This is a genomic window from Bacillus tuaregi, assembly GCF_900104575.1.
In the GTDB taxonomy this organism is placed as follows: domain Bacteria; phylum Bacillota; class Bacilli; order Bacillales; family Cytobacillaceae; genus Bacillus_BD; species Bacillus_BD tuaregi.
The window spans coordinates 1,646,111-1,671,174 of the sequence record NZ_LT629731.1; the positions used below are offsets into that span (position 1 = coordinate 1,646,111).

The window sequence follows — 25,064 nt, forward strand, 5'->3', positions numbered from 1 at the left end:
TTATTTTTTCTCATAGTCTTTCAAAATGGAAAGAAGGGGAGACCAGCCAATCTAACTGCCGGTCTTCTCTTACATGAAATCCCCATTTTAGACGTTTTTCAGTACATCCGCCAAACGTAATACGGCTTCTCTCATTTCCTCTTTTTTCAGATGGGCAAAGGTAAGACGAACATATCCATTTGGTGAGCCATACACGCTTCCAGGCATAAAGAGAATTTTCTGTTTGATTCCCTCCTCAACAAGCTTTTGATCGTCAATGTTTCGATTGATTTTACACCAAATAAAAAGACCGCCCTTTGGAATGGTAAATTCAATCTGATTGCCAAGGATTTCCTTTAATGCAGAGGTCATTTCATCTCTTCTTTCCACCAGCTCCTGGCGGAGAAACTCGAGATGCTTAGGATATTCAGATGATTGTAATAAAAGATTGGCAATCATCTGCGGAAAGACACTTAAACCAAAATCAATTTGTTCCCGTGCATCGGCAAGCCGGTTAATAACGGTTTGCGGACCAATTAGCCAGCCAATTCGTAAGCTTGAGCCAATCACTTTGGATAGGGAACCGATATACAATACATTTCCGCTTTTATCATAGGATTTAAGCGGCGTATGCTGTTCGTTATCAAAAGAGAGTAGACTGACGGGATCATCCTCGACAATCGGTATCCCTAGCTCAGCTGAGATTTCCAGAACCCTTTTTCGGCGTGAATTGCTTAAGGAACTGCCTGTTGGACTATGATAGGTTGGATTTAGAAAAATCATCCGGATCTTATGCTTCTCATATAAAGAAACGATATCCTCTGGATTCACACCGTTTGTATCAACAGGAAGACCAAAGATTCTCAAACCGGCTGACTGAAACAACGGTAATGAATAGCAATAGGACGGAGCTTCAATGGCGACTGCATCTCCAGGATTTAGCAGGCATTGTGTGATTAAATGGAGTGCCTGTTGTGCACCTGATGTGATGAGAACCGAGGAGCTCGTTGTATTGATGTCATGATATGATTTTACATAAGAAGCCATCGTTTCACGAAGTGATAACAAACCTTGGGGATGCTCATAGCCCAAATCGTTTGGAAATGTCTGCTCTGCAAGTACAGACTGTAAATATTGTGTTGGAAACAAATCTGACGATAATTTGCCACTCGCTAAATTATAGCCGTTCTCCATCACCTTGGCTTCGCTGCGGATTCTTCTAATCAAAGGATAGGAAGGAATAAAGGAGCCGCCCTCAATGTACTTGCGCCAATTGGTTACACCCTTTGGTAGAATTCCCCATTTATGTGTACTGACACGTGTTCCACTGCCTTTTTTTCTCTCGACGAGCCCTGAAGCCTGAAGCTCATCATACACATGGGCAATGGTCATCCGATTCACGTTTAACTGCTGAGCCAGCTTCCGTTCAGAAGGCAAAAGAGTGCCAGGGGGATACTCACCATAAGATATTTTTTCTTCAATATATTCGAATATTTGCTGATAAAGTGGTTTATCAGCATCACGGTCTACTTTCCATTCCATTCTATGAACCACCTCGAGCCTATAAATCTATGCTTTGGATTAATTGGATTATTAGGTAGCCATCCAATTGGATGAGTACAAAGGATAATTTTTCAACTATTATATTAAGTACATATTATCACAATCGTAATGCTAGAAAGGAGATTAAAATGAATTCATTTCGTACGAATCTTACAGATTTACGGCAAAATCTTAATGTAAATACAGTAAGTGCCGGCTTAGTGGCTGCCATCTTTGGCTGTACCGGTCCTGCTCTGATTATTATTGGCGGTGCGACAAATGGCGGATTAACCTATGCCGAGACCATCAGCTGGATATTTGCCGTTTATTTCTTCAGTGGACTACTTGGGATGTATTTAGCACTTAAATACCGCCAGCCCATTTCTGCTGCACACTCGATTGCCGGAGCGGTGCTAGTCGCAGGATCCTTAACCCATTTTACAATCGGTGAGGCAGTTGGGGCTTATTTGGTTGCTCATGTCATTGTCATTGTGCTTGGTGCGTCCGGCTTAATTGACAAGGTTATGAAGCTCATCCCGCTACCCATTGTTATGGGGATGATTGTAGGAGTGATGATTCGCTTTGCCACCGATATGATTACAGCTGTAACCGTATCACCGCTGTTAGCAGGGGCAGCGATTATTGTTTTTATGCTTTCTTCCCGGTTCCTGAAAAAAATTCCGCCTGTATTGTCCGCCTTAATCGTCGCGGTCGTGCTTGCCATTGTGACAGGCGCCTTTAGTATTCAGAATGTTCAGGATGATTTCATTTTACCACAATTAGTTATGCCTGCTTTTAGCATTGACGCGATCATTTCCATTGGGATTCCGTTAGCCTTGCTGATTATTTCTACAGAAAATGCGCAAGCAACGGGTGTATTAATGGCTCAAGGCTACAATCCGCCTAACAATGCCATGGCCTATAAAGGGTCGATTGTTGGTCTGATAGCTTCCTTATTTGGAGGTCATGCCATCAATATTGCGGGTCCAATGACAGCGATTTGTTCAGGTAAAGAGGTAGGAGAGAAGGATAGAAGGTATGCGGCATCCTTTGCCAATGGAGCGTTCTTTTCGGTATTTGGCTTATTTGCTTCCCTCGTTGTTCCTTTTGTTATCGCTATGCCGGGTGTGATTGTCACGGCTATCGCAGGACTAGCGATGCTGGGTGTACTAATCAACTCGCTAAAAACAGCTTTTTCCGATACAAAATTCCAAATGGGTGCCTTTTTTGCCCTCATCATTGGGATGTCAGGCATCACCTTTTTCAATGTTGGAGCACCACTATGGGCCATTCTTGGAAGCTTAATCGTTTCATTCCTTGTTGAAAAAGACCATTTTAAGCTAAAAGTGAAGGAAGAAAAAGAAAAGGCTAAAGCATTGAATAAAGGTAAAGTGGAAACAACGGCTTAATGAAGGAAGGTCAATTGTGGGAAAAAGAATTGCTATTTATTTAACAGGGTTAGCGATCAATGCACTGGGGATTGCACTGATTATTTTCCCAAAAGGTGCTCCTGTTAATCAGGAATAAATCACAAAAAGAACCTCCAAATTATTCGGAGGTTTTTTTGTTCTCCCAAGCATTGATGTTACAATAGTCTAACGAATAAAGGGAATAAAAGGAGAGGTAGCATATGGATGCCAAACTGAAATGGAATAGAAAATATAAAGACAGACTTTTGATAAAAGAAAGTCCCACACCAAACGAACGACTGCTAACACTGTCTGCCTCTCTTAACGGGGGCAATGCCCTTGATCTTGCCTGCGGTCTTGGCGGAAACAGCTTGTTCTTAGCAAGACATGGCTATCGTGTAGAGGCATTGGATATCTCGGATATAGCCATTGACTATCTACAAGAACAGACAGAAAAACAACGGCTCTCCATATACCCGCGTCTGGCAGATTTGACAGACCATGAAAGTCTTAAATTATTGGAAAACAGCTTTGACCTGGTTGTTGTCACCTATTATTTGGATCGTTCCCTTTTTCCATTGATTAAATCTATTTTGAACGATAATGGATTTTTCTTCATGGAAACGTTTTATCACTCTCCGCAAAACAAACAAACCGTGTCAGATTCATACAAGCTAAGACCCAATGAACTTCTTACTGAGTTTGGTGATTTTCATATTCTATATTTTGAAGAAAATGAAGAAGAGGGAAGACAAACCATTTTTTGCCGGAAGTGATAGGGTACTATCATTTTACGGTGCAAAAAATTTGAAGGTGTGGGAAATTATAGAAAAGTTTTGCTTTTTCGTTTATGATGATAATGTTGAATACATATACACAAAAGAGGAGAGTCTGCTATGAGTCTTGTACAATTGGAATCTGTCAGAACGAGATTATTACAACACCCTATTTATCAAGAAATCACCACCCCAGAAAGAGTAAAGGTGTTTATGAAGCATCATGTGTTTGCTGTCTGGGATTTTATGAGTCTGTTAAAAAGATTACAAAAATCCGTTACTTCTGTCGATGTACCTTGGTTTCCATATGAAAAGCCGCTGTTTTCCAGGTTAATTAATGAGATTGTCGTGGCAGAGGAATCTGATATTGATGGCAGAGGGGGATACAGCAGTCATTTCTCTTTATATTTGGAAGCGATGGAAGAGTGTGGGGCAGAAGCGGAAATGTTCCATTCGTTTTTAAACCCTTTGAAACAAGGCAAGGACTATTCTAGCATATTATCTGAAAACAATCAGATTCCCGAGAGTGTTAGACAATTTGTTGAATTTAATTTGAATTTAGCGATGAACGGTGAGCTATACGAGGTAGCTGCTGCCTTTTTCTATGGACGTGAAGGGTTAATTCCCGAAATGTTCAGACCGTTAGTAGACTCCTTAATGGAAACAGGAGCTTCCAGTGAAAGATTAGTATTTTATCTCAACAGACATATAGAAGTGGATGAAGAGCACCATGGTCCGCTTGCTGAAAAGCTTCTGCTTGAGTTATGTGAAAAGGATCCGGAAAAGCTGGAAAGAGCCAATGACATCGGCGGAAAATGCTTAGAGGCCAGGTCCAAGCTCTGGGATGGTGTTTTGGCAGAAATTAGAGAAAAAAATCTTTAAAGGTTTTAGAAAAGCTACAAATAAAAAAGGGACCTGACAGGCCGCATCAGGTCTCCTAAACTAATATTATTCGATTTTAAAGTGTACCTGGCCAATCCCTAATTCAGTTTTTAAGCTAATCACCACATCAGCATCCTCGTATGCTTCGTTTACATAAACTCCATTCCCTTTTGAGATGAAACCATCAAATTCTGCTTCTCCGATTCCTCTGGAGGAATCAATTTTCACACCGACATCCTTGGGTAGGATGATGGTAGACTCTCCAACTCCCATGTGTAAGGAAGCATCAAAGCTTTCTTTATAGCTGCCGCTTAGGTCAATGGTCATATCACCAACACCGGCATTTACTTCAAGCTCGGATAATTGCAAGCCATTTAAATCTAGGTAGGAGTCAGAGGCGCCGGCATTCACGCTGAGATCAAGTGGTACCTCATCATTTAGCCTAAGGTCCCAAATGTTTTTAACCTCACCAAGATTAATATTTTTGAACACTCCATCATCTTGTTTAATCACTGCGTTTCCTTTATCACCTTTACGCTTGTAGGTAATATCTGGTGTTAGTTTTTTATTTGTGTAATCAATAGTACCCTCAATCCATTCCTCTGCACCGCTGGCTACTCGTAATTCTCCTGCACCGATATTAAGCTCAAGCTCCAACTCTTCTGCTTGGTCCTGCTTAATCAGAACCTCTTTGCTTTCGTCATGACCATTGAAAAAAGGACTACATCCTGTTGCGATGAATAAAAACGAAGCGGCTATGATACTACCGGCTATTTTCTTTCTCATATTGAATTCCCCCTTGCTGATCTTACTTTTATTGTAAAGTAGCTGCAGAAGAAGAAAAAACGGCTTTAGCTTTAAATAGAAATCAGACTTCAGATGTATAACATACTAAGCCGGAATAATCATCAATGGAAACAGGGTTGGGCTATGGTATGGACAGATAATGAAAAAGAAAAAGGCCGACTTCATTCGAAGTCAGCCTTTTTTTACTATGTAAACACCGTGCGCCTGTTCTCGATAGGAACAACCAAGCGTTACTTGTAAAAGAATGCTCGAACTAGGCAACCCTACGGCACATGGAGGTATCTACTTATGGCTGCTTCCTTCCGGATCTGACCAATTTCATAGATGTCCATTGCGCAGGACCCAATTGTCAACACACCTTTTACAAGGCAGACCCTACAGGCTCAAACCTCAAACAGGCATTCAACCCCGCTATGGCGGATTGCGGGTAACAGGGCACCGCCAACTCCCCGTCTAGCACGGTATGTATAAGAAACCAACATACCTATGATATACGTTTGAAAACATGATGATTTCGGCACATGAAATGGCTGTAAGCCAGGTTCTGTTCCTGCGTGCTCAAACGATGCCAATCTTGCACTGCAGGTGTAGTCATATGACTATCGATTGAAGACAATCGATCCATCCTTTTGGTTCAAGGTTCCCGCCGGATGGTGCCCCTACCTAAATTTGGGTTGCTCGCTCGTGGGGTTTACCCCGTTCCATTTCCTCCGTTTCCAGAGGAACTACGTCACTGTGGCACTTTCAGGATACTCTCAGCATATCCTTAAGAAGGACTTAGCTTAATTTCTCCGCCGTCAGAGAATCATCTCTGCCCACCTTTGCAGATGGCACGAACACTCCGGGCATCTCAGCACCGGGCGAGCCTGGACTTTCCTCAACTCATGTCTAACATGAGCCGCGACTACTCACCATTTCATGTTTTGTTGCTCATCACTTACATGTATTAATTTATCATAAATAAGTGGATGACGTCTCTAGTGGATTTCTCCCAGAGATGGAATGTTTTAGGGATAGTTGGTTCGCATATAGTCCAATGGGGACAGACACCTAATCATGGAGTTTAAATATAATAGGTTGAAAAATGTAACTAAAAGTTCATATGATGAGGTGGTTTGCTTTGTTTTTTCATATTAAAGAATTACAGTACCATGCCAAACCAGAAAGACCTGACCCGTTGTTTGCCAAGCAGCTTCAAGAGGTGTTAGGAGGACAGTTCGGTGAAATTTCTGTAGCCCTACAATATTTATTTCAAGGTTGGAATGTGCGTGGAAACGGAAAATATAAGGATTTATTAATGGATACAGGTACAGAGGAACTGGCACATATTGAAATGCTGGCAACGATGATTGCAAGACTGCTTGACGGGGCGCCAGTAGGGGACCTGGAGGAAGCAGCGAAAAATCCTGTGATTGCTGCCATTCTTGGAGGAATGAATCCACAGCATGCCATCGTTTCGGGTCTTGGAGCCATGCCGGCAGACAGTGTTGGAAATAGATGGACAGCCGATTATATTATTGCAAGCGGGAACTTACTGGCAGATTTTCGAGCCAATTTAAATGCAGAATCACAGGGGCGTTTGCAGGTAGTCCGATTATATGAAGCCACGAACGATCGTGGTGTGAAGGATATGCTGTCTTGGTTGATAGCCCGTGACACGATGCACCAAAATCAATGGATTGCTGCGATTAAGGAGTTGGAAGCAAAGGAAAATGTGGTGGTACCAAGCTCCTTCCCGAAAGAATGTGAAAAACAAGAGGTGGCCTATACGCTTTTTAATTTCTCAAGAGGAAATAAAAGTGCAGCTGGACGTTGGGCGCAGGGACCAAGTATGGATGGATTAGGTACATTTAACTATGTGGAAAAACCAGTTCCGCTTGCGCCTAAGCCGGTATTAAATCCTGCTCCTCCATATATTCATGATACATTACCATCCGTAATCATGGGGGCTCATCAAATACCACCTAATTTAAAATAAGTTGCTGTACATGAAAAAAGCCTAGACATTTGTCTAAGCTTTTTTCGCGTGTAGCAGTCAGTCTTAACTTGCGGCTTCTTCTTTTATGTCTACATCATTTTCTTTTAATTCATTTAAAACTGCCTTTAATGAACTAAGCTCCGTATCATTTAAAGGTATCAATGGTAACCGTACGCCACCGACTGGCACACCTGCTAAATTTAATGCGGCCTTAACAGGAGTTGGATTTGGTGCAGCAAATAGAGCTTTCATTATTGGTAGCAGGTTACGGTGCATTTCTGCTGCTTTTCGATGGTTTCCACCCATAAAATGCTTAATCATAGTCTGCATTTCTTTCCCAATCACGTGGGAAGCAACGGAAATAACGCCAGCTCCGCCAATTGATAGGACAGGTAATGTGACACCATCATCACCGCTGTATAAAGAAAATCCTTCAGGAGTCTGTCTAATAATTTCAGACATCGCGTCAAGGTTTCCACTGGCATCTTTAATAGCTACAATATTAGGAATTTGTGCAAGTCGAACAGTAGTGTCTACTGACATATTAATCACACTACGTCCTGGGATATTATATAGCATGACTGGCAGTGATGTTGACTCAGCAATTGCCTTGAAGTGCTGATATAACCCTTCCTGTGACGGTTTGTTGTAGTATGGAACAACAAGCATAACACCATCTACGCCGGCATTCTCAGCGAGCTTTGTTAAATGAATGGATTCTCTCGTGTTATAGGAACCGGTGCCTGCGATAACAGGGATTCTTCCTTCTACTACATTAACGACAAATTTGAATAATTCAACCTTCTCTTCTGTTGTTAGAGTAGGTGACTCTCCAGTTGTGCCAGCTACCACTAATCCTTCAGTACCATTTTCAATTAAATAATTAACTAAGTTTCTTGTAGCGCTATAATCAACCTCACCGTTTTGATCAAATGGTGTTACCATTGCTGTTAATAATTGTCCGAAATTCATTACTTCTCCACTTCCTTTTCATCATTTTAAAAATCGAGGGAGAAGGCCACTTTATCAGTAAACGCAAAAAGCAACAACGAGGGTACGCTGCTGCAGTAGAAACATAAACGTAAAAACGTTTCTGTGCGTAAGATAGCCCTCCATATAGATACCTATATGACAGTTCTGTATTTATTCAACAGCAGAACCAGCTTCAAAAATAATGAGATTCTCTCAGCTTCGGCAAATTCCCCTTTCCACAATCATCAATAGATCTCATTATCCTCCTATTGTGTACTTATGGTCTTTGCGCCTCTATCCTTACTTCAAATTTATTGAAATAAGAAAATATGTAATTAATAAAATAATATAATAGTTTTACCGTAATTGCAATGATAAATTCAAATTTTTATAAAGAAGTGAAAAATCAGATTAATTCATTAGAATAACAGGCAAACGTTTAGCATTAGCTTTAAGAAAGTAGTTTAGTTATAATTAGCATATTGTTTTATTTAGAATATTAAGAAAGTGCGGAGGGATTCTATTGAAAGAACATGGCATACATATGCTTCAGTATGATTACTGGGCTAATATGAAGCTTTTAACTCATGTCGATAGCTTTAATGAGGATATATTTCACAAACCGCTTAAAAGTGTATTTCCTTCTATTGCTGATACCTTTTATCATATATTTAGAGGTCAGCGGATTTGGATAAAAAGGTGTATTCCGGATCTTTCAGTTAACGAAAATATAACTTCATTTCAAGATATAGAACAAGCGAAAACCTGTTTTTCCAAGCTTCATACCACTATGATTGACTTGATACATTTGTCTTATGATGAGTTAAACGAGGTTGTTTATCAAAATTCAAGGGGTACAACCTTTACAAATCACATAGATGAAATTATGCATCATCTTGCCAATCATGGTACTTATCATAGAGGCAATATTGCTTCCATGATAAGAGAATGCGGTTATAATGGGACTTCTACTGATTATATTCAGTTTTTAAGGGATATGAAAAATTAAAATAAACAGGCACACCCCGGGGTGTGCCTGTTTATTTTAACTTCATTCAGCAAATGCTTTTTGTACCGAAAGCTTGCGACAGGTACAGAAGTCCCTCACTTCTACAAGTGGGTGATGAAGGCAAACGTACTTCGATTCAGTGGAGGTTCAAACCCAGGCTGAATGAAGGTTAGCCTCCGGCGGTTGTCAGGGATTTTTTAAGGTAGTTTATCGAGCGAGCTCAGGTAATCAGGAACGCAAATTCGACGGGCGAATTTGATTTTAGTCAAAAGGTGAATAGAGTATCTTAAATAGTAGAAATTAATGATAAAGAGCTCACTCTAATGAGGGGGATTAAATATGTCAAAGGCGCTAATTGTCTATACAAGCATGACCGGGAATACGAAGACATGTGCACACATTGTGGAGGATAAATTAAAGGAACTAGGAGTAAGGGTAACAGTAAAAGATTGCACGCAGGCCGGTGCAGATGAGTTTATGGATGTGGATATATGTATTGTTGGTACGTATACCTATGGCGATTATGGGAACCTCCCCAATGAAATGGTCAATTTTTATGAGGACCTTGCTTCGCTTAAATTAAAAGGAAAGGTCTTCGGTGTTTTTGGTTCAGGAGATAGCTATTATCCCCAGTTTTGCAAAGCTGTTGATGATTTCACAGATCAATTTATTAAGACAGGCGCAACCGTTGGAGCTGATTGTGTAAAAGTGGACCTAAGCCCTAATATGGAGGATTTAGCCAACCTACATGCGTTTGCCAAATCATTAGATTGGTGGCAAAAAAGAATGGTTGTGTAAAATAGATAGGAAGATAGAATTGTTAGTTCTTTATTTTGAACACATGGTTACAACATCCTAGTTATTTATTATTTTAAAATAATAAAATTCGCATAATTATTGTATGTTAATATTTTACATAAATAGATGGTGTTTATAAAATAACCAGTATCTATGCAATTTTCAGCACATTTTGACAGTAAAACACCACAAAATGACTGAATTTGTTCAAAATTTTAAATTGGGGGACTACTATTCTGAATTGTGAACAAATTACGAAAATAATATATTTATATATTGTATATGTGAAAGCGCTATGATATATTGTTCTAGCAGGCGAACAAAACGGTTTTTTAACTTCATTCAGCAGAAGTCCTCCACTTCTACAAGTGGGGGATGAATGCAAATGGTCCTTCGATTCAGTGGGGGTACAAACCCCGGCTGAATGAAGTTAAGCCTCCGGCGAGTCTTGCGATTTTTTAAAGGTAGTTTACCCGAGCGAGCTCAGGTAATCCGGACGCAAATTCGACGGGCGAATTTGAAATTTGATTAAATGAAGGCAAAGACCTCAAACCATCTTTTGTTTACTCTCAAAAGTATGGAAGGGAGCTGATCGTATACGTGTAAAAATTGTGAACGATTTCAAAGGATTGTGATTTTTTATTTCCAAAAAAAGAAAGCGCTTCCCTAGATGATGAATAGCTTTCTTAATTCATTTATATAAAAAAATATATTTTACTTTTTATACATACTTTAACAAATTATTAATCAGACTATTTCATTCTTTAAATGTACTGGCATAGCTGTGTTTCAATAAAATGATAATTTAGGAGGAATAGGCAATGGAAAACGTGAAAGTAGTTATTTGGGGACTAGGCGCAATGGGAAGCGGTATGGCAAGAATGCTATTAAAGAAGCAGGGAGTAGATATCGTTGGAGGCATCGATATTGGTGATAAAGTAGGCAAATCACTTTACGAGGTTGTCGGTGTAGAGCAAGGTGACCGTCCGGATGTAAAGGTTGGTAACTTGGAGGATATTATTACAGAAAAATGTGCTGATGTCGTTTTATTATGTACTGATTCATTTACTGAAAAGGCATTTCCAAAGCTTAAATATATTCTGGAAAAGAAAATTAATGTCATTACAAGTGCAGAAGAAATGGCCTACCCTCAGGCGCAACAACCAGAGCTAGCGGCAGAACTAGATCGCCTTGCAAAAGAAAACGGCGTATCTGTACTGGGAACAGGGATTAATCCAGGGCTAATCATGGATTTATTAGTGGTGTTAATGACAGGCGCTTGTGAAGATGTTGAACATATTACTGCCCGCCGTGTCAATTCACTTTCTCCATTCGGAAAAGCTGTAATGGAAGAGCAAGGAATTGGCATGGAAGTAGAAGAATTTGAAAAACGCAAAGCGGAAGGAACAATGGCAGGACATGTTGGCTTCCATGAGTCCATAACGATGATTGCCGATGCAATTGGCTGGAAGTTAGATGGACCTATTGAACAGGATATGGACGCCATTGTAACAGAAGTTGACCGTAAGGCTCCATACGGAGAAGCAAAAGCTGGTCAGGTTGCGGGAGTTGCGATGAGAGGCTGGGGTAAGGTCGACGGTGAAGCAAAAATAGAAATGGATCATCCACAGCAAATCGAACCAGAGCAAGTGGGAGTGGATACTGGTGACTATGTCATTATTAAAGGTACCCCAAATATTAATCTTTCAAATACACCTGAAGTTCCTGGTGGTATCGGAACCATCGCTATGGTAGTAAATATGATACCACAAATTATTAATGCAAGACCAGGTCTACAAACCATGATCAATCTTCCTGTACCAAGAGCTATTATGGGTGATATGAGAGAATTAATCAGTGAAGAAGCTAAAATTGTTAAATAATTTATCAGGTAACAACTGTGGTTTTTACATAGATTTAGCTCACAACTAGAAAGGAAGTAGACTTCAATGGCAAAAAAAGGCGATTGGGTGATGATTCATTCTATAGTGCTAGAAGCAAAAGATAGAGCACCTCAAGTTCCGGATGATACGAAACAAGTACCACTTGAGAAATTTGTTAGAGGTTTTCTTCAAGAGGATGCAGAGATTGGTGACATAGTAAAAGTGAAAACGGTTGCAGATCGTCATGATCAGGGAAAGTTAGTAGAGGTACATCCTACTCACCGTCACGGCTTTGGAGAATTTGTTCCTGAGATTCTTCGGATAGACCAGGATCTTCGTAAAGCATTATTCGGAGGTGAAGAATAATGAGCAGCAATGCAAAGGATTTAAGCTATACATCTGTAATGGGAAGAAATACTGAAATAATTAAGAATTCAGTTGGGATTGATTATGACCAATTTGAAACCGGTGTCATCAGCTTTGACTATGAAAGAATGATGTCGGAAGCTGGATATTCAATGGAAGAAATGATTGAAATTCAATCCGCTACAGGCGTTGGTAATACACCGATTTTTGAATTGAAGAATTTGACTGCTTTAGCAAGAAAGTTTGCTCCAAAAGGGAAAGGTGCTCGTATCTTTATTAAAGATGAAGCATCAAACCCTTCTGGAAGTTTTAAAGATAGAAGAGCGGCTATTTCTGCCTACCATGCAAAAAAATTAGGCTATAAAGGTCTTATTGCCGCAACAAGCGGTAACTATGGGGCTGCGGTTGCCTCTCAAGCAGCAAAATTAGGTCTTAAATGTATTGTCGTACAAGAAACCTACGATTCAAGACATGTCGGACAACCTGAAATTGTTGAAAAGCAAAGAAAATGTGAAGCTCTTGGAGCAGAAGTACTTCAACTAACAGTTGGGCCTGAATTATTCTACGAAGCACTGAAGGTAATTGAAGAAACTGGATTCTTTAATGCCTCATTATATACACCATTTGGTATTGCAGGCGTGGAAACGCTTGGTTATGAGATTGCTCAGCAATTTAGAGCAACTGTTGGTAAAGATCCAGATGTAGTAGTGGCAACGACTGCTGGCGGTGGTAATTTAACGGGAACTGCACGTGGATTAATTAAGGCAGGTGCCACAAATACCAAGGTAATTGGTGCTAGTGTTAACTTAACAGGTCTTCATATGGCCTCTGATAATGATTTCAATCGAAAATCTTTCACAACCGGTCACACTGGTTTTGGTGTTCCATTTGCTTCATGGCCAGACCGTTCAGATGTTCCTCGATCTGCAGGTAGACCATTACGTTATATGGATCGTTATGTAACGATTTCGCAAGGTGAAGTTTTCTACATGACAGAAGCTATGGCAAATCTAGAAGGACTTGAAAAAGGTCCTGCAGGTAACACAGCATTGGCTGCAGCTTTCTCACTAGCACAGGAGTTAGACGAAGATCAAACCATCATCGTTCAAGAAACAGAATATACGGGTGCCGGAAAGCATGTCCAGCCGCAATTAGCGTTTGCTAGACAAAATGGGATTGAAATTCTATTTGGTGATCCAAAGGAAGAGGTTCCTGGTAAGAACATCATTTTACCTAAAGATCCTTCTTACATTAAAGCGGTTGATTTAGACCTTGACCGTATGAAGCGTTCATTAATTAAAAAGGCGATTTCTACGGCAAATCAAGATTTAACAGAGGTTGATTATCAATTCTTAGCAGATGAAACTCGTAAGACGGTTGATGAAGTGAAGGAAATGATTAAGAGCCTAGAACTAAATCAATAATTTCATGACTAAGCCAAGCATATGGACTGTCAAAGTATACGAAATATGCTGGCGGTCATTTACTAAATAAATAACTTATCTGTATTGGATTATGAAAAGAGGGGCTGAAAACATGAGTGAAGCTAGAGAAGATAACTACCTAGAAAAAAGAGCACACCTTGCCGGATTATCAAATGACGAATTAAAGGAAAGATTTTGGAGTTTAACGGAGCAAATTGTTGATCCTTTATTGGATTTTGCTCATACTTATACATCACCTTCCATTGAGCGCTCTGTACTACTTCGCATGGGGTTCTCATCCGTAGAAGCAACAAAAATCGTTAACAACGTGATGGACCGCGGCTTAATGGGGAAGGGCGCAGGTCATATTGTCTACCGACTTTCTAAAGAAAAGGGCATATCCGTTCGTGAGGCAGGCCTTAAACTGTACAATGACGAAATGTGGGAAGATGTTGTTGCGATGTTCAAGGGAGGGAATAAATAATGTCTGAAAAGAAATTAAATCCGAATGAAAAAATAAATCTTCATGAAATTTTAGATAATCTTGAGAACTATCGTCCGAAAAGAAGAGGCTGGACTTGGAGAACACCAAAGCCAGGATTAGAGCAGCATAAATTTACTTATAAAGATATGTCAGAGCCATTAAAGAACTATGTTCCACTTCCATCTGCTAAGTATTTTAATAATATTGATCCACAAGGGACATCATCCATTACAACAGAAATCGCTTCTGGTCGTTTTGAAGATGATATCCGCCGGATGAGAATGGCTGCTTGGCATGGGGCAGACCATATCATGGTTATTCGTACAGCTGGACAATCTCATTTTGAAGGTTTAATTGAAGGAACTCCACAGGGTGTCGGTGGTATCCCAATTACAAGAAAGCAAGTGAGAGCACAGAGAAAAGCGCTCGATCTAATCGAGGAAGAAGTAGGCCGTCCAATTAACTACCATAGCTATGTATCTGGTATTGCCGGTCCTGAAGTTGCGGTTATGTTTGCAGAAGAAGGCGTAAACGGTGCGCACCAAGACCCTCAATATAATGTTCTATACCGTAATATTAACATGGTTCGTTCATTCGTTGATGCAGCTGAATCGAAAAAGGTTATGGCATGGGCTGGAATTGCGCAAATTGACGGTGCTCATAATGCGAACGCAACAGCAAGAGAAGCTTGGAAGGTTATGCCTGAATTAATGGTACAGCATGCGATTAACTCCTTGTTCTCCTATAAAGTAGGAATTGCAAAAGACAATATCTGTCTTTCAACGGTTCCTCCGACTGCGCCACCGGCACCATCGATGTATTTGGATCTGCCATATGCAGTAGCATTAAGAGATTTCTTCGAAGAATATCGTATGAGAGCACAGCAAAATACGAAATACATGGAAGCTTCAACTCGTGAAGCAACCGTTACACATGTATTGAACCTGTTAATATCAAAATTAACTCGTGCCGATATTCAATCAACGATTACACCTGATGAAGGACGTAACGTTCCATGGCATATCTATAATATGGAGGCAGTGGACACAGCTAAGCAGGTGTTCCAAGGTCTTGATGGCTTCATGGATATGGTTGAATTGAAGAAAGACGGCCCGCTATATGATAAGGCTCGTGAGATTAAAGAAAGAGCGATTCTTTTCATGGAAGAAATCGTTCAAACAGGCGGATACTTCAAAGCAGTTGAAGAAGGCTTCTTTGTTGATTCAGGTAACTACCCTGAGCGTAATGGGGACGGTATTGCCCGTGAGATTGAAGGCGGTATCGGTGTCGGTACCATCTTCAAGAGAGATGAGGATTATCTGGCTCCTGTCACAGCTCACTATGGCTACAATAATGTGGCTCAATATGATGAGTCTGCTGCAAATGATCCAGCGAAATTAATTGATGGCAGTACTTTTGAGAACCCTGAAAAAATTATCTTCATTGACGAATTGGATGATAATGATAATGTTAACATCCGTTTGGAAGAAACAAAAGAATACCGTGAAGGCGGCATGCTGAAGCCTGAAGGAGAATGGCTGGGAGACGGCACAATCCTGATTACGATGATGCTTCCAACTTCTGCACGTGTAGCTGAATTTGCCGCGCTTGAGTATGCTAAGGAATTTGGCTTAGCAGATCCAGAGGTTATCAATAAAGAAGTCATGCAGGATGCTGAAGGTACGCGTATCGAATTGAAGGGTCGTGTAACGAAAGCCATTGACCCAACGAAATTAACGATTCCACCAGAACCAAAACTATTAACAGAAGATGAGATTCGTGAAGAAATCCAAAATGAACCTATGACGATTGTTGCTGGAACAGTTGGAGAAGATGAGCACTCTGTTGGACTTCGTGAAATCATTGATATTAAGCACGGTGGTATTGAGAAATACGGAATTAAAAACCACTACCTAGGCACATCAGTACCAGTGGAAAAGCTTGTTGATGCGGCTATTGAGTTAAATGCTGATGCGATTTTTGCATCTACTATTATTAGCCACGACGACATTCACTATAAGAATATGAAGAGAATTCATGAGCTTGCAGTAGAAAAAGGCGTACGTGATAAACTGATTATTATTGCTGGCGGTACACAGGTTATCCCTGAATTGGCAGTAAAAGCAGGTGTGGATGCAGGATTTGGTCGCGGAACAAAAGGGATTCATGTGGCAACGGCACTAGTTGAAATTCGAAGAGAAAAGAGAAAGAATAATGAAGGTTGATGTACTGGTAGCCGAAATTGGCTCTACCACTACAGTAGTAAATGCTTTTAATCATATTCATACGGAGAATCCAGTTTTTGTAGGGCAGGGACAAGCTCCAACTTCTGTCATGGAGGGTGATGTTACAATCGGCCTAAATGCAAGTATAGCTGATTTACAGAGGAGCCTGAATACTGATTCCTTAGAATATGATGAAATGTTTGCTACATCAAGTGCTGCGGGCGGTCTAAAAATGACCGTTCACGGTCTTGTCTTCGATATGACTGCAAGAGCGGCCAAAGAAGCCGCTCTTGGCGCAGGTGCTATTATTCACCTCGTAACGGCAGGGAAACTAAGAAGAGGCGACCTAAAAAAAATTCAAGACCTGAATCCTAATATCATTTTAATAGCCGGTGGTGTGGATTACGGCGAAAGAGACACTGCTTTAAATAATGCTGAAGCGATAAGAGGACTGAATTTAAATATCCCGATAATTTACGCAGGTAATATTGAAAACCAAGAAGAGATCAAATTAATCTTTGAAGATACAAAGCAAAGGGTTTACATTGTTGAAAATGTATTCCCAAGAATTGACGAATTGAATGTGGAGCCAACCAGGAAGGTTATTCAGGAGGCATTCGAAGAACATATTATTCATGCACCAGGTATGGAAACGATACGTAATGTTGTGAATGAAGCGATAACGCCAACTCCAGGAGCAGTCATGCAGGCAAGTAAGCTGCTTGGGAAATATCTAAAGGATATTATTGTCATAGATGTTGGCGGTGCCACAACCGATATTCATTCTGTTACGGTGGGTTCTGATGCCATCGCACGTATTCAAGTAGCACCTGAGCCTACTGCGAAGAGAACCGTTGAAGGTGACTTAGGAGTCTATGTAAACAGAGAAAATATCATTGACTTAATCACACGTGAAAAGCTTGAAGAGGAAGGCTTTAATGTGGATAAAATTCTCGAGGAATATCATAGCATTCCAAAGAATGACGAAGAATTTCGTTTTGTAGAACGCCTTACTGAAGTAGCCACACTCATGGCAGTTGAAAGACATGCCGGTAGAATTCGCTATGTATATGGTCCGGAAGGTAGAGCTACGTTAGCACAAGGTAAAGACTTAACGGAAATCAAATATATTATCGGTACAGGTGGGGCATTAACAAGACTGCCGGCAGGCAAAGAAATTATGATGAAAATCATGGAGCAAGATAATCCAGAACATCTACTGCTGCCTAATAAGGGTGCGGAGGTTCTGATTGATCATGATTATATCATGGCTTCGTTAGGTGTACTTTCTATGAAGTATGAGGATGCTGCTGCGAAGCTGTTAGGAAAGTCCTTAGGAATTGATTTGATGGCAATACAAAATGAAGAATCAGATTGGAGTTCCTAGTTCCTTCATTATATATGTTTCAAAATTAAGAGCAAAAATTCAGTGGGGCAGGTAAGCCTCACTGAATTTTGGTCCGTTTAAACGAAAAAGATGAAGCTGAGTTCCCGTTTGTGAAAGTCAAAACAAGAAAACCGATTACATAAAATTGAAAGCGTTCGCTATATTTCTTTATATTTTTTATTTCAATTATTGGCTAATTGAAAGGAGATTCACTTTATGCATCCAAAATTAATCATTGATTTACATAAATTAAGACAAAATATCAGTTACTTAAGCAAGAAAATGAAGGAAAAAAATTTAACAGTAGGACATGTTACAAAGGTATATTGTGCAGATCCAATTATTGTTAATGTCTTTAATGAATTTGAAGAGATTGATTATTTTGCAGATTCCCGAATAGATAACATAAAACAATACCCTGAAACGAATAAAGAAAAAATTCTGGTGCGAATCCCCATGCATAGTGAAGTATCTGATGTTGTAAAGTATGCAGATATCAGCTTCAATTCAGAAATTAGTACGATTCGTTTATTAAATAAAGAAGCAAAAAACCTAAATAAGAAACATAAAATTGTTATCATGGTAGACTTAGGGGACTTGCGTGAAGGCTACTTTTACGAGAATCAGGTCATGCAGGCTGTTGCGGAAATAGTTGAATTAGATAATATTGAATTATATGGAATTGGTGTAAACCTCACTTGTTATGGCGCGATTATTCCTGATGCAACAACACTATTAAGGCTGGTTGACTTTAAGTATAAAATTGAATCAAATTACAATGTTTCCATCTCAATGGTATCAGGCGGAAATTCAAGCTCTGTCTATTTACTTGACGAAGGTGGACTTCCTGAAGGGGTTAATAATTTAAGAGTAGGGGAAGCATTTGTAAGAGGCTGCGAAACCGCCTATGGACGCTGCTATGAAGAAATGCATCAGGATGCATTTATTCTTTCAACAGAGTTAGTCGAGTTAAAAGAAAAGCCGTCAGTTCCGATTGGGAATATTGGTGTCGATGCCTTCGGGCAAAAGCCTGTCTTTAAAGATAAAGGTCAAATGTTAAGGGGCATTGTGGCGATTGGTCGACAGGACACTGATTATGAGGGACTTATACCAGTTGATGAGAAAATTGAAATTGTAGGTGCCAGCTCAGACCACTTAATATTAGATTTCACCAATTGCGATAAGCAATATCATATAGGTGATTCCATCGAATTCAATATGACTTATTCTGCTCTATTAAACGGGTTTACAAGCCATTATGTGAAAAGAGAATATATCGGCATGAAGCCGGAGTAACCTGCAACTTAATAGCAGAGAAAATACTACAATAAAAAGGAGCTTGGGTTACCAAGCTCCTTTTTATTGTAGTATTTTCTCGTAAGATTAAGAGACTTTTGTCCGATGCGTATGGCTGGAACCATGTCTCTTCCTTTGCCAATTATCTAATAGTCTTCCAAGTGCCGGCATGACATAATAATCAAGTCCAAAGAATCGACCAGCGCCGCTCATTAATGCGATTGATGCAGGTAATGCCATGAATTTATCCATGCCAAGCATAGCGCATAGAGTAAACATCGCAAGCATTCCAACACTTACAAAGCTGAATAACCACGTGAATAATCCAATTAAAATAGCCACGCCAATAAATAACTCAAGGAATACGACCATTTTTTGCATAAAAATGGCCACTTCGGGTGTCGGCATCATCACTTTCATTATACCTTCAAACCAGCCTGGCATGGATTCTAAAATCGGAGGAATGGTCGGTACAGCCTCTGCTCCGCCTGCGGCAGCACTTGCACCCGTTGTTTCTGACTGTAGCCATGAAAACGGCATTTTTACAGACTCATCGACAAGCCAAGAATCGTTGCCTAGACCAGATGTTAGATCCTTTGTTCCCCACTTACTTTCCCCCCAAAGCTTCGCGCCAGCTTCATCAATCCAGAACCAACCAATCATTAAACGTAATGGAAAAGCCCATAACATTTTACCGAATTTTGAAATTCCATTTTGAATCACATCAATAAGCTTATCAAGCATTAACCTCACTCCTTAATGAAATTTATGAAAATATCTATAATTACTCTTTTAATTATGAATACCCTTAATAATATTAGCTATGACTTATATTACTTCAAAGATGGTAGCAACTATATGTTCCTAAAACAGACAAATTTTACCGAAATGATAAGATAATCCAAACTAAATAAGCAATGGAACATCCATTCCATTGCTTGTCTGTATACTAGTTTATTGTTGATATTGTATAAATTGATCCAGTAATCCTTCTGGCTGTTCATCTACCAATGCTAACGAACGATGTTTTTCATCCATGAAGTGTTCATCTGCTATATGATTAATTAAATTAACGATGGGATCGAAATAGTGATTGATATTTAAAAGACCAATTGGTTTATGATGAAGCCCTACCTGCGCCCATGTAAAAATCTCAAAAAATTCCTCAAGTGTCCCAGGACCGCCTGGTAATGCGATAAATCCATCAGCCAATTCACTCATTTTCGCCTTTCTCTCATGCATCGACTCTACAATGATCAGCTCTGATAGATTCTTATGGGACCTTTCTCTTTCATCAAGAAAACGAGGCATGACGCCGATTACTCTTCCTCCGGCTTCTAATACAGAATCAGCTACTGCCCCCATCATGCCTACGCTAGAGCCGCCGTATATTAGTGTAGTCTTTCGTCTTGCTAATTCAAATCCAAGACTTTTAGCTCCTTTAATATAAATATCAGATGCTCCATTTCTAGAACCGCAATAAACGGCTAAACCTTTCATCCTTACTCACTCCCTGGAAGATGTCTCTATTATTTATTATATATAATTTTGATGAAACATTGATACTAATACATTAAAGTATAGGAATATGTTTTTTGGTGTGGACGTGGAAAAAAATCTGATATAGAGGGAAGTTGAAGAAGAAAATCAGCAAAAGTGTCAGCAAAACTTTTTGTTGACATGATTTATTTCAATATGATAAAATATAAATTTTTGACTAAAAAATCTAACTGTGTTATGATATGAATTGAATATATATGGGGGTGCTGATTTGTTTCAAATTGGTGAAAAGATTTTTTATCCGAATCATGGTGCAGGTATCATTCAGTCAATAGAAGAAAAAACAGTATTAGGAAAAACACAACAATATTGTGTCATCAATATTCCGATTAGTAAAATGGATATTATGATCCCCGTTAATTCTTTAGAAAAATTAGGCGTTCGAACGATTGTTGATCAGAAAGAGATGGAAGAGATTTTATTAGACTTTCATCATATAGTGGAGCATGATACACTGCCATGGAAAGAAAGGTTTAAAATGAATTCGGAAAAAATCAGAACGGGTGATATGCGTGATTCCGTTCAGGTTGTTCAAGATCTTTTACTACGAAATAAGGAAAAAGCACTGAATGGAAGTGAAAAAAAGATGCTTCATGAAGTACAGCGTTTCTTGATTAGTGAAATGATTTTAGTAGATGAACTAACCGAAACCCAAGCAGCAGACCTTTTAAAGCTATCTAGTTAATAGTAAGAATTTTTCACCTAACAGAAGACATTTTTTTCTAATGTCTTTTACATAAAGTAAGCAGGAGGGTCATTTGACTCTCTTTTTTTATTGAATAATCTGTTATCAATAAGCGTTTATTTTTGATTTTTTTAATAGGGAAAGTTAATAATAGTAAGCAATAAGGAAGGAGCTGACGAAGAAAAAAATAGATATCTAAATAGAAGGGGGAAGAATAAATGGCTGAAATCAAATATGACATCATAAAAACCTTTGGCTCAATCTCAACATCACCTAAAGGCTGGAATAAGGAACTCAATCTAATCAGCTGGAATGGAAAAGAACCTAAATATGACTTGCGTGACTGGGCACCTGACCACAGCAAAATGGGAAAAGGAATCACGTTAACAGAGGAAGAGCTAATGGCTTTAAAAGAGCTATTAGATATAAAGGAAAAACAATAATAAGACGAGAAAAAAGCTGTTTATAAAGAAATGTATAAACAGCTTTTTATTCTGATCATTCTGTTATGACAGCCTTTTAAGCTTTCTAGCCATACGTGTTTTTATCTTTCCAAGAAGATAGAGTGCTGTATAGTATTCTCCGTGACTGTTTCGAAGCTGGATATTTCCAATACTTTTAAATGTCATAATATTTCCCTGCTCGGGGGTTTGAAACCGACCGTTGATATTCAAGGTATCCCAGCCCCAAGGATATTTAAAGCAAAATTGTAATGCTTCGGACGATAATGCGACGTCACACTCCTGTATCGAGACATTGCTTTCTTCAAAGACACCTTCTAGCACAGATGCCTTATATGCCTTTTTGTAGTCCGTAAGATAAATATTTGTGGGCTTCCTAACAATTAACAGTTTTACAAGGTAAAGATTGTTTTTCTTCTTAAACTCTTGAACGAATTCTTCGAACGTTTCTCGAAGAACAGAAGGGTCGACTGTATTCGTTTTTACTAGCTCTGGACTTTCTTCGATTCGCTTATAGTCTTGGTTGTATTTCATAATAGAAGTGTGCGAATCGTGTTCAGAAAATAATGACCAATTATCACCTGGATAGAGGATAATCGGGAAGGCTGAGGTTTGCTCTTGAATAAAACGATGGATATCACCAATTTTATTTACCGCTTTGTTCATATAATAATTCTCTTCGTGGCAGAACCAAACAAAGCTGGCAAATGGAATTAAGAACTGAGGCTGAAGTACCTCTGCCTGCATTTTTAACTTCTCTCGTTTGTTTTTGGCAGATTGTTCATTTCCTGGGTATCCAGCAAATGAAAATTGTGTCAAAAGAAGGTCTACTTTTCCAACCTGTCTCGAGATATCCCTTAGCTGCTCCTGTGTTGAAAATTCACAGTCATTGATGTTTACAATTGTGGCCGTGCTTGTTTTGTAACACATCCATGAATCATGACCAAAGGTTGCACAAATGATGTGAAAATCATCAGCAAGCATATATTTTTTATATGGTATTAATTCAATAACATCTAGAAACCCTAGCTCTTTACAGAAATTAACCACCTTTTTATCTTTTGTCTTCTGAAATAGTACTGTAATTCGTTTCCGATATTCAGCAGGGATTTTTTTGATATTAGGCGGATAAAAATGGTCTGGATGTTCATGTGAGAACCATATATGGGTAATATGCTTAAAATCTTCATAGGAAAATTTTGTTTTTGACATGAGACTCCAGCCGTTGTCAAAAACTTTGCCTTCCAGCCATGGATCGGAAATGATGCGAATATCATCTTGTTCTAATACAAAGGACGCATGGTTAACCCACTCCAACTGCACAATTTATAGCTCCCTCCATTAATTTTAAAAAATAAAAGCAATGAATTTAAATCTAGGACATTCATATATCTTCTATGGACAGTATAGTCATCGTTAAAAATTATCATACATAACTATTTTACGGAAGATTCGGATTCTTTTTTTGTGGGAGAGCTAATAAAATATAGATCAGACATTATTTGACCATGGTCATTTTTGATGCTTTTACATCGGTTACTTCTGATGAAGCTGAGTCATCCGGTTTCTTTAACTGGCTTAAAAGAACACCGATGAGAGTACCGGCAACAGCAGGAAGTACCCAATCTAATCCAACAGAGGACAATGGAAGCAGGTCACGTACTTTCTGAATTGGACCTAACTCTAAACCGAATGTATGTAAGCCGGAAAGGATGGCAAATACACTTGTAAAGAGCATCGCACTGCCGTATACGATTCTCGTATTTTTAAAGTATCGATTAAAAAAGGTTAATAACATAAGGACGATCGTTAATGGATAGGCCGATACTAGGAACGGGACAGATACTTTAAGGATTTGGTTTAAGCCTAAATTAGAGAGTGTAAATCCCACTAGAGTGACAATCGTCATGGCTGCTTTGTAGCTAACCGATGGCATAAGCTTTGAAAAATATTGCCCACATGCAGTTGTTAATCCTACAAGGGTTGTAAAGCAAGCTAATGTAAAAATGAGTCCTAGTAAAACAGTGCCACTTTTTCCAAATAAAAGGGTAGAGGCTGCCGATAGGATTTCTGTTCCGTTTTCATATGAGCCTGTAGAAGCCATCTTGCTGCCGATCATTCCAATTGTTACATAGACTGCTGTAAGTAAGCCGCCGGCAATTAGAGCTGCTTTTAACGTATAGTTAGTCAGTTGCTTTTCATCACGAACCCCTCTTTGTTGAATAGCCGTTAGAATGACAATTCCAAATGCTAGAGCGGCTAACGCGTCCATTGTATTATAGCCTTCTAAAAAGCCTTTGAAAAAAGCCCCTTCCTCATATCCACCAGTCGGTGCTTGGAGTGCTCCATTTAGATTCACAAATCCGACTGTACATAATACGACAATCGCTACGAGCAGAGTAGGTGTAATCCAGCGTCCCATATATTTTTCCATTTTTCCTGGGTTTAAGCCAACAACATAGACAAGTAAGAAAAAGATACATGAGAATAAGAATAATAATAGCTTTGGATCCCATGAACTACTGATAAACGGCATAACGCCCATTTCAAACGCAACATTGGCATTTCGTGGTATTGCCAGGAACGGTCCGATGGATAGATAAACGCTCACCATGAAAATCGTGCTAAAAGCGGGATGAACTCTATCAGCAATTGTTTTAATACCGCCTTTCACTAAAGAAATCGCAACAAGAACTAGAAGCGGAAGTCCTACTGCTGTAAGGATAAAGCCCGTCATTGCTAGCCAGAAAGAGGTTCCAGATAGAGCACCAAGAAAAGGTGGGAAAATGAGATTTCCAGCTCCAAAAAACATTGAAAATAACATAAAGCCGATAAACATGTTGTCAAACTTTTTCATTAATAATCTCTCCTTTTACTATTTTAGAAAATAAAAAACTCGTCCCTATAAAAGGGACGAGTTATTCTCGCGATACCACCCTAATTCCGATGCTAAAAAGCAAACGGCACTTAGTCAACGTACAAACATACGTGTTCCATTGTAACGGCGGAAATCCCGTCAAAGCTTACTATTTTCAGCCTTGCACCTCGGAGATGATTTTCGGATTGGTACTGAACATCGACTTTCACCATTTGTCGACTCTCTGAAGAACAGTGCTCCCATCTTACTCTTTCTCGTCATCG

Annotated in this window: 22 protein-coding genes, 2 other RNA genes, 1 riboswitch and 1 other annotated feature (1 of these 26 cut by a window edge); of the genes, 15 read left to right on the forward strand and 9 right to left on the reverse strand. The window is 39.4% G+C overall.

Translation table 11 applies throughout. The features are described from left to right. Nucleotides 1-87 precede the first annotated feature (87 nt). Nucleotides 88-1,521 carry a MocR-like pyridoxine biosynthesis transcription factor PdxR gene (gene pdxR / locus BQ5321_RS10150; protein ID WP_071394380.1) on the reverse strand — a complete coding sequence of 478 codons (1,434 nt, stop codon included), beginning with the start codon at nucleotides 1,519-1,521 and terminating at the stop codon, nucleotides 88-90. Between the two features lie 149 nt (nucleotides 1,522-1,670). Here pdxR and BQ5321_RS10155 point away from each other — a divergent pair, with 149 nt between their 5' ends. The 3 genes from BQ5321_RS10155 to BQ5321_RS10165 all read left to right on the forward strand — a co-directional run bounded on the left by BQ5321_RS10155 (nucleotide 1,671) and on the right by BQ5321_RS10165 (nucleotide 4,588). Further along, nucleotides 1,671-2,930 carry a benzoate/H(+) symporter BenE family transporter gene (locus BQ5321_RS10155; protein ID WP_071394381.1) on the forward strand — a complete coding sequence of 420 codons (1,260 nt, stop codon included), beginning with the start codon at nucleotides 1,671-1,673 and terminating at the stop codon, nucleotides 2,928-2,930. A gap of 221 nt (nucleotides 2,931-3,151) precedes the next feature. Then, nucleotides 3,152-3,706, forward strand: a complete 555-nt coding sequence (locus BQ5321_RS10160; protein WP_071394382.1) for a class I SAM-dependent methyltransferase — start codon at nucleotides 3,152-3,154, stop codon at nucleotides 3,704-3,706. A gap of 120 nt (nucleotides 3,707-3,826) precedes the next feature. Continuing rightward, nucleotides 3,827-4,588, forward strand: coding sequence for a DUF3050 domain-containing protein (locus BQ5321_RS10165; protein ID WP_071394383.1), 762 nt, complete (start codon nucleotides 3,827-3,829; stop codon nucleotides 4,586-4,588). Between the two features lie 66 nt (nucleotides 4,589-4,654). On the opposite strand, the gene BQ5321_RS10170 is transcribed toward BQ5321_RS10165, so the two are convergent. The 3 genes from BQ5321_RS10170 to rnpB form a co-directional block, all read right to left on the reverse strand. Continuing rightward, nucleotides 4,655-5,374, reverse strand: a complete 720-nt coding sequence (locus BQ5321_RS10170; RefSeq protein ID WP_071394384.1) for a toast rack family protein — start codon at nucleotides 5,372-5,374, stop codon at nucleotides 4,655-4,657. Nucleotides 5,375-5,591: 217 nt separating this feature from the next. Next, an RNA gene (gene ffs, locus BQ5321_RS10175) (signal recognition particle sRNA large type) lies at nucleotides 5,592-5,857 on the reverse strand. Between the two features lie 66 nt (nucleotides 5,858-5,923). Beyond that, an RNA gene (gene rnpB / locus BQ5321_RS10180) (RNase P RNA component class B) lies at nucleotides 5,924-6,311 on the reverse strand. 204 nt (nucleotides 6,312-6,515) lie between these two features. Between rnpB and BQ5321_RS10185 the strand changes: the two genes are divergently transcribed. Next, entirely contained in the window at nucleotides 6,516-7,373 is an 858-nt protein-coding gene (locus BQ5321_RS10185) for a manganese catalase (RefSeq protein ID WP_071394385.1), read from the forward strand. Nucleotides 7,374-7,436: 63 nt separating this feature from the next. Here BQ5321_RS10185 and dapA read toward each other — a convergent pair whose 3' ends face one another. Beyond that, nucleotides 7,437-8,345, reverse strand: a complete 909-nt coding sequence (gene dapA / locus BQ5321_RS10190; protein WP_071394386.1) for a 4-hydroxy-tetrahydrodipicolinate synthase — start codon at nucleotides 8,343-8,345, stop codon at nucleotides 7,437-7,439. A 125-nt stretch (nucleotides 8,346-8,470) separates the two neighbouring features. Next, a riboswitch (Lysine riboswitch) is annotated at nucleotides 8,471-8,650 on the reverse strand. Nucleotides 8,651-8,868: 218 nt separating this feature from the next. Between dapA and BQ5321_RS10195 the strand changes: the two genes are divergently transcribed. The 9 genes from BQ5321_RS10195 to orr all read left to right on the forward strand — a co-directional run bounded on the left by BQ5321_RS10195 (nucleotide 8,869) and on the right by orr (nucleotide 19,217). Continuing rightward, nucleotides 8,869-9,354 (forward strand): DinB family protein, encoded by a 486-nt coding sequence (locus BQ5321_RS10195; RefSeq protein ID WP_071394387.1) that lies wholly within the window; start codon nucleotides 8,869-8,871, stop codon nucleotides 9,352-9,354. Between the two features lie 339 nt (nucleotides 9,355-9,693). Next, nucleotides 9,694-10,152, forward strand: coding sequence for a flavodoxin (locus BQ5321_RS10200; RefSeq protein WP_071394388.1), 459 nt, complete (start codon nucleotides 9,694-9,696; stop codon nucleotides 10,150-10,152). An 821-nt stretch (nucleotides 10,153-10,973) separates the two neighbouring features. Beyond that, entirely contained in the window at nucleotides 10,974-12,035 is a 1,062-nt protein-coding gene (ord, locus tag BQ5321_RS10205; protein ID WP_071394389.1) for a 2,4-diaminopentanoate dehydrogenase, read from the forward strand. A 66-nt stretch (nucleotides 12,036-12,101) separates the two neighbouring features. Then, a complete protein-coding gene (gene ortA, locus BQ5321_RS10210; RefSeq protein WP_071394390.1) occupies nucleotides 12,102-12,401 on the forward strand; it encodes a 2-amino-4-oxopentanoate thiolase subunit OrtA in 300 nt (99 codons plus the stop codon). After that, the gene (gene ortB, locus BQ5321_RS10215) at nucleotides 12,401-13,825 is read left to right on the forward strand and encodes a 2-amino-4-oxopentanoate thiolase subunit OrtB (protein WP_071394391.1); all 1,425 of its coding nucleotides are present in this window, start codon (nucleotides 12,401-12,403) and stop codon (nucleotides 13,823-13,825) included. The genes ortA and ortB overlap by 1 nt, the downstream gene beginning before the upstream one ends. Nucleotides 13,826-13,937: 112 nt before the next feature. Beyond that, nucleotides 13,938-14,309 (forward strand): ornithine aminomutase subunit alpha, encoded by a 372-nt coding sequence (locus BQ5321_RS10220; RefSeq protein WP_071394392.1) that lies wholly within the window; start codon nucleotides 13,938-13,940, stop codon nucleotides 14,307-14,309. Beyond that, complete coding sequence (gene oraE, locus BQ5321_RS10225) at nucleotides 14,309-16,534, forward strand: D-ornithine 4,5-aminomutase subunit OraE (RefSeq protein ID WP_071394393.1); 2,226 nt, start codon at nucleotides 14,309-14,311, stop codon at nucleotides 16,532-16,534. The genes BQ5321_RS10220 and oraE overlap by 1 nt, the downstream gene beginning before the upstream one ends. Beyond that, nucleotides 16,524-17,921 carry a GlmL-related ornithine degradation protein gene (locus BQ5321_RS10230; RefSeq protein WP_071394394.1) on the forward strand — a complete coding sequence of 466 codons (1,398 nt, stop codon included), beginning with the start codon at nucleotides 16,524-16,526 and terminating at the stop codon, nucleotides 17,919-17,921. The genes oraE and BQ5321_RS10230 overlap by 11 nt, the downstream gene beginning before the upstream one ends. A gap of 216 nt (nucleotides 17,922-18,137) precedes the next feature. Further along, entirely contained in the window at nucleotides 18,138-19,217 is a 1,080-nt protein-coding gene (gene orr, locus BQ5321_RS10235) for an ornithine racemase Orr (protein ID WP_071394395.1), read from the forward strand. Nucleotides 19,218-19,304: 87 nt separating this feature from the next. Here the strand turns inward: orr and BQ5321_RS10240 are convergent, their stop codons facing one another. Both BQ5321_RS10240 and BQ5321_RS10245 read right to left on the reverse strand, forming a co-directional pair. Further along, nucleotides 19,305-19,961: a hypothetical protein gene (locus tag BQ5321_RS10240; RefSeq protein WP_071394396.1), complete on the reverse strand. Its 657-nt coding sequence runs from the start codon at nucleotides 19,959-19,961 to the stop codon at nucleotides 19,305-19,307. A gap of 210 nt (nucleotides 19,962-20,171) precedes the next feature. Beyond that, on the reverse strand, nucleotides 20,172-20,717 hold the full coding sequence (locus BQ5321_RS10245) for an LOG family protein (protein WP_071394397.1): 546 nt from the start codon (nucleotides 20,715-20,717) through the stop codon (nucleotides 20,172-20,174). A 271-nt stretch (nucleotides 20,718-20,988) separates the two neighbouring features. Between BQ5321_RS10245 and BQ5321_RS10250 the strand changes: the two genes are divergently transcribed. Beyond that, nucleotides 20,989-21,462 carry a CarD family transcriptional regulator gene (locus BQ5321_RS10250; RefSeq protein ID WP_071394398.1) on the forward strand — a complete coding sequence of 158 codons (474 nt, stop codon included), beginning with the start codon at nucleotides 20,989-20,991 and terminating at the stop codon, nucleotides 21,460-21,462. Between the two features lie 218 nt (nucleotides 21,463-21,680). Further along, a complete protein-coding gene (locus tag BQ5321_RS10255; RefSeq protein WP_071394399.1) occupies nucleotides 21,681-21,905 on the forward strand; it encodes a YdbC family protein in 225 nt (74 codons plus the stop codon). Nucleotides 21,906-21,968: 63 nt separating this feature from the next. On the opposite strand, the gene BQ5321_RS10260 is transcribed toward BQ5321_RS10255, so the two are convergent. Further along, complete coding sequence (locus BQ5321_RS10260; protein WP_071394400.1) at nucleotides 21,969-23,246, reverse strand: MBL fold metallo-hydrolase; 1,278 nt, start codon at nucleotides 23,244-23,246, stop codon at nucleotides 21,969-21,971. A gap of 175 nt (nucleotides 23,247-23,421) precedes the next feature. Next, nucleotides 23,422-24,780 carry a branched-chain amino acid transport system II carrier protein gene (brnQ, locus tag BQ5321_RS10265; protein ID WP_071394401.1) on the reverse strand — a complete coding sequence of 453 codons (1,359 nt, stop codon included), beginning with the start codon at nucleotides 24,778-24,780 and terminating at the stop codon, nucleotides 23,422-23,424. 49 nt (nucleotides 24,781-24,829) lie between these two features. Then, nucleotides 24,830-25,064, reverse strand: a binding site (T-box leader); it runs 7 nt beyond the window's last position.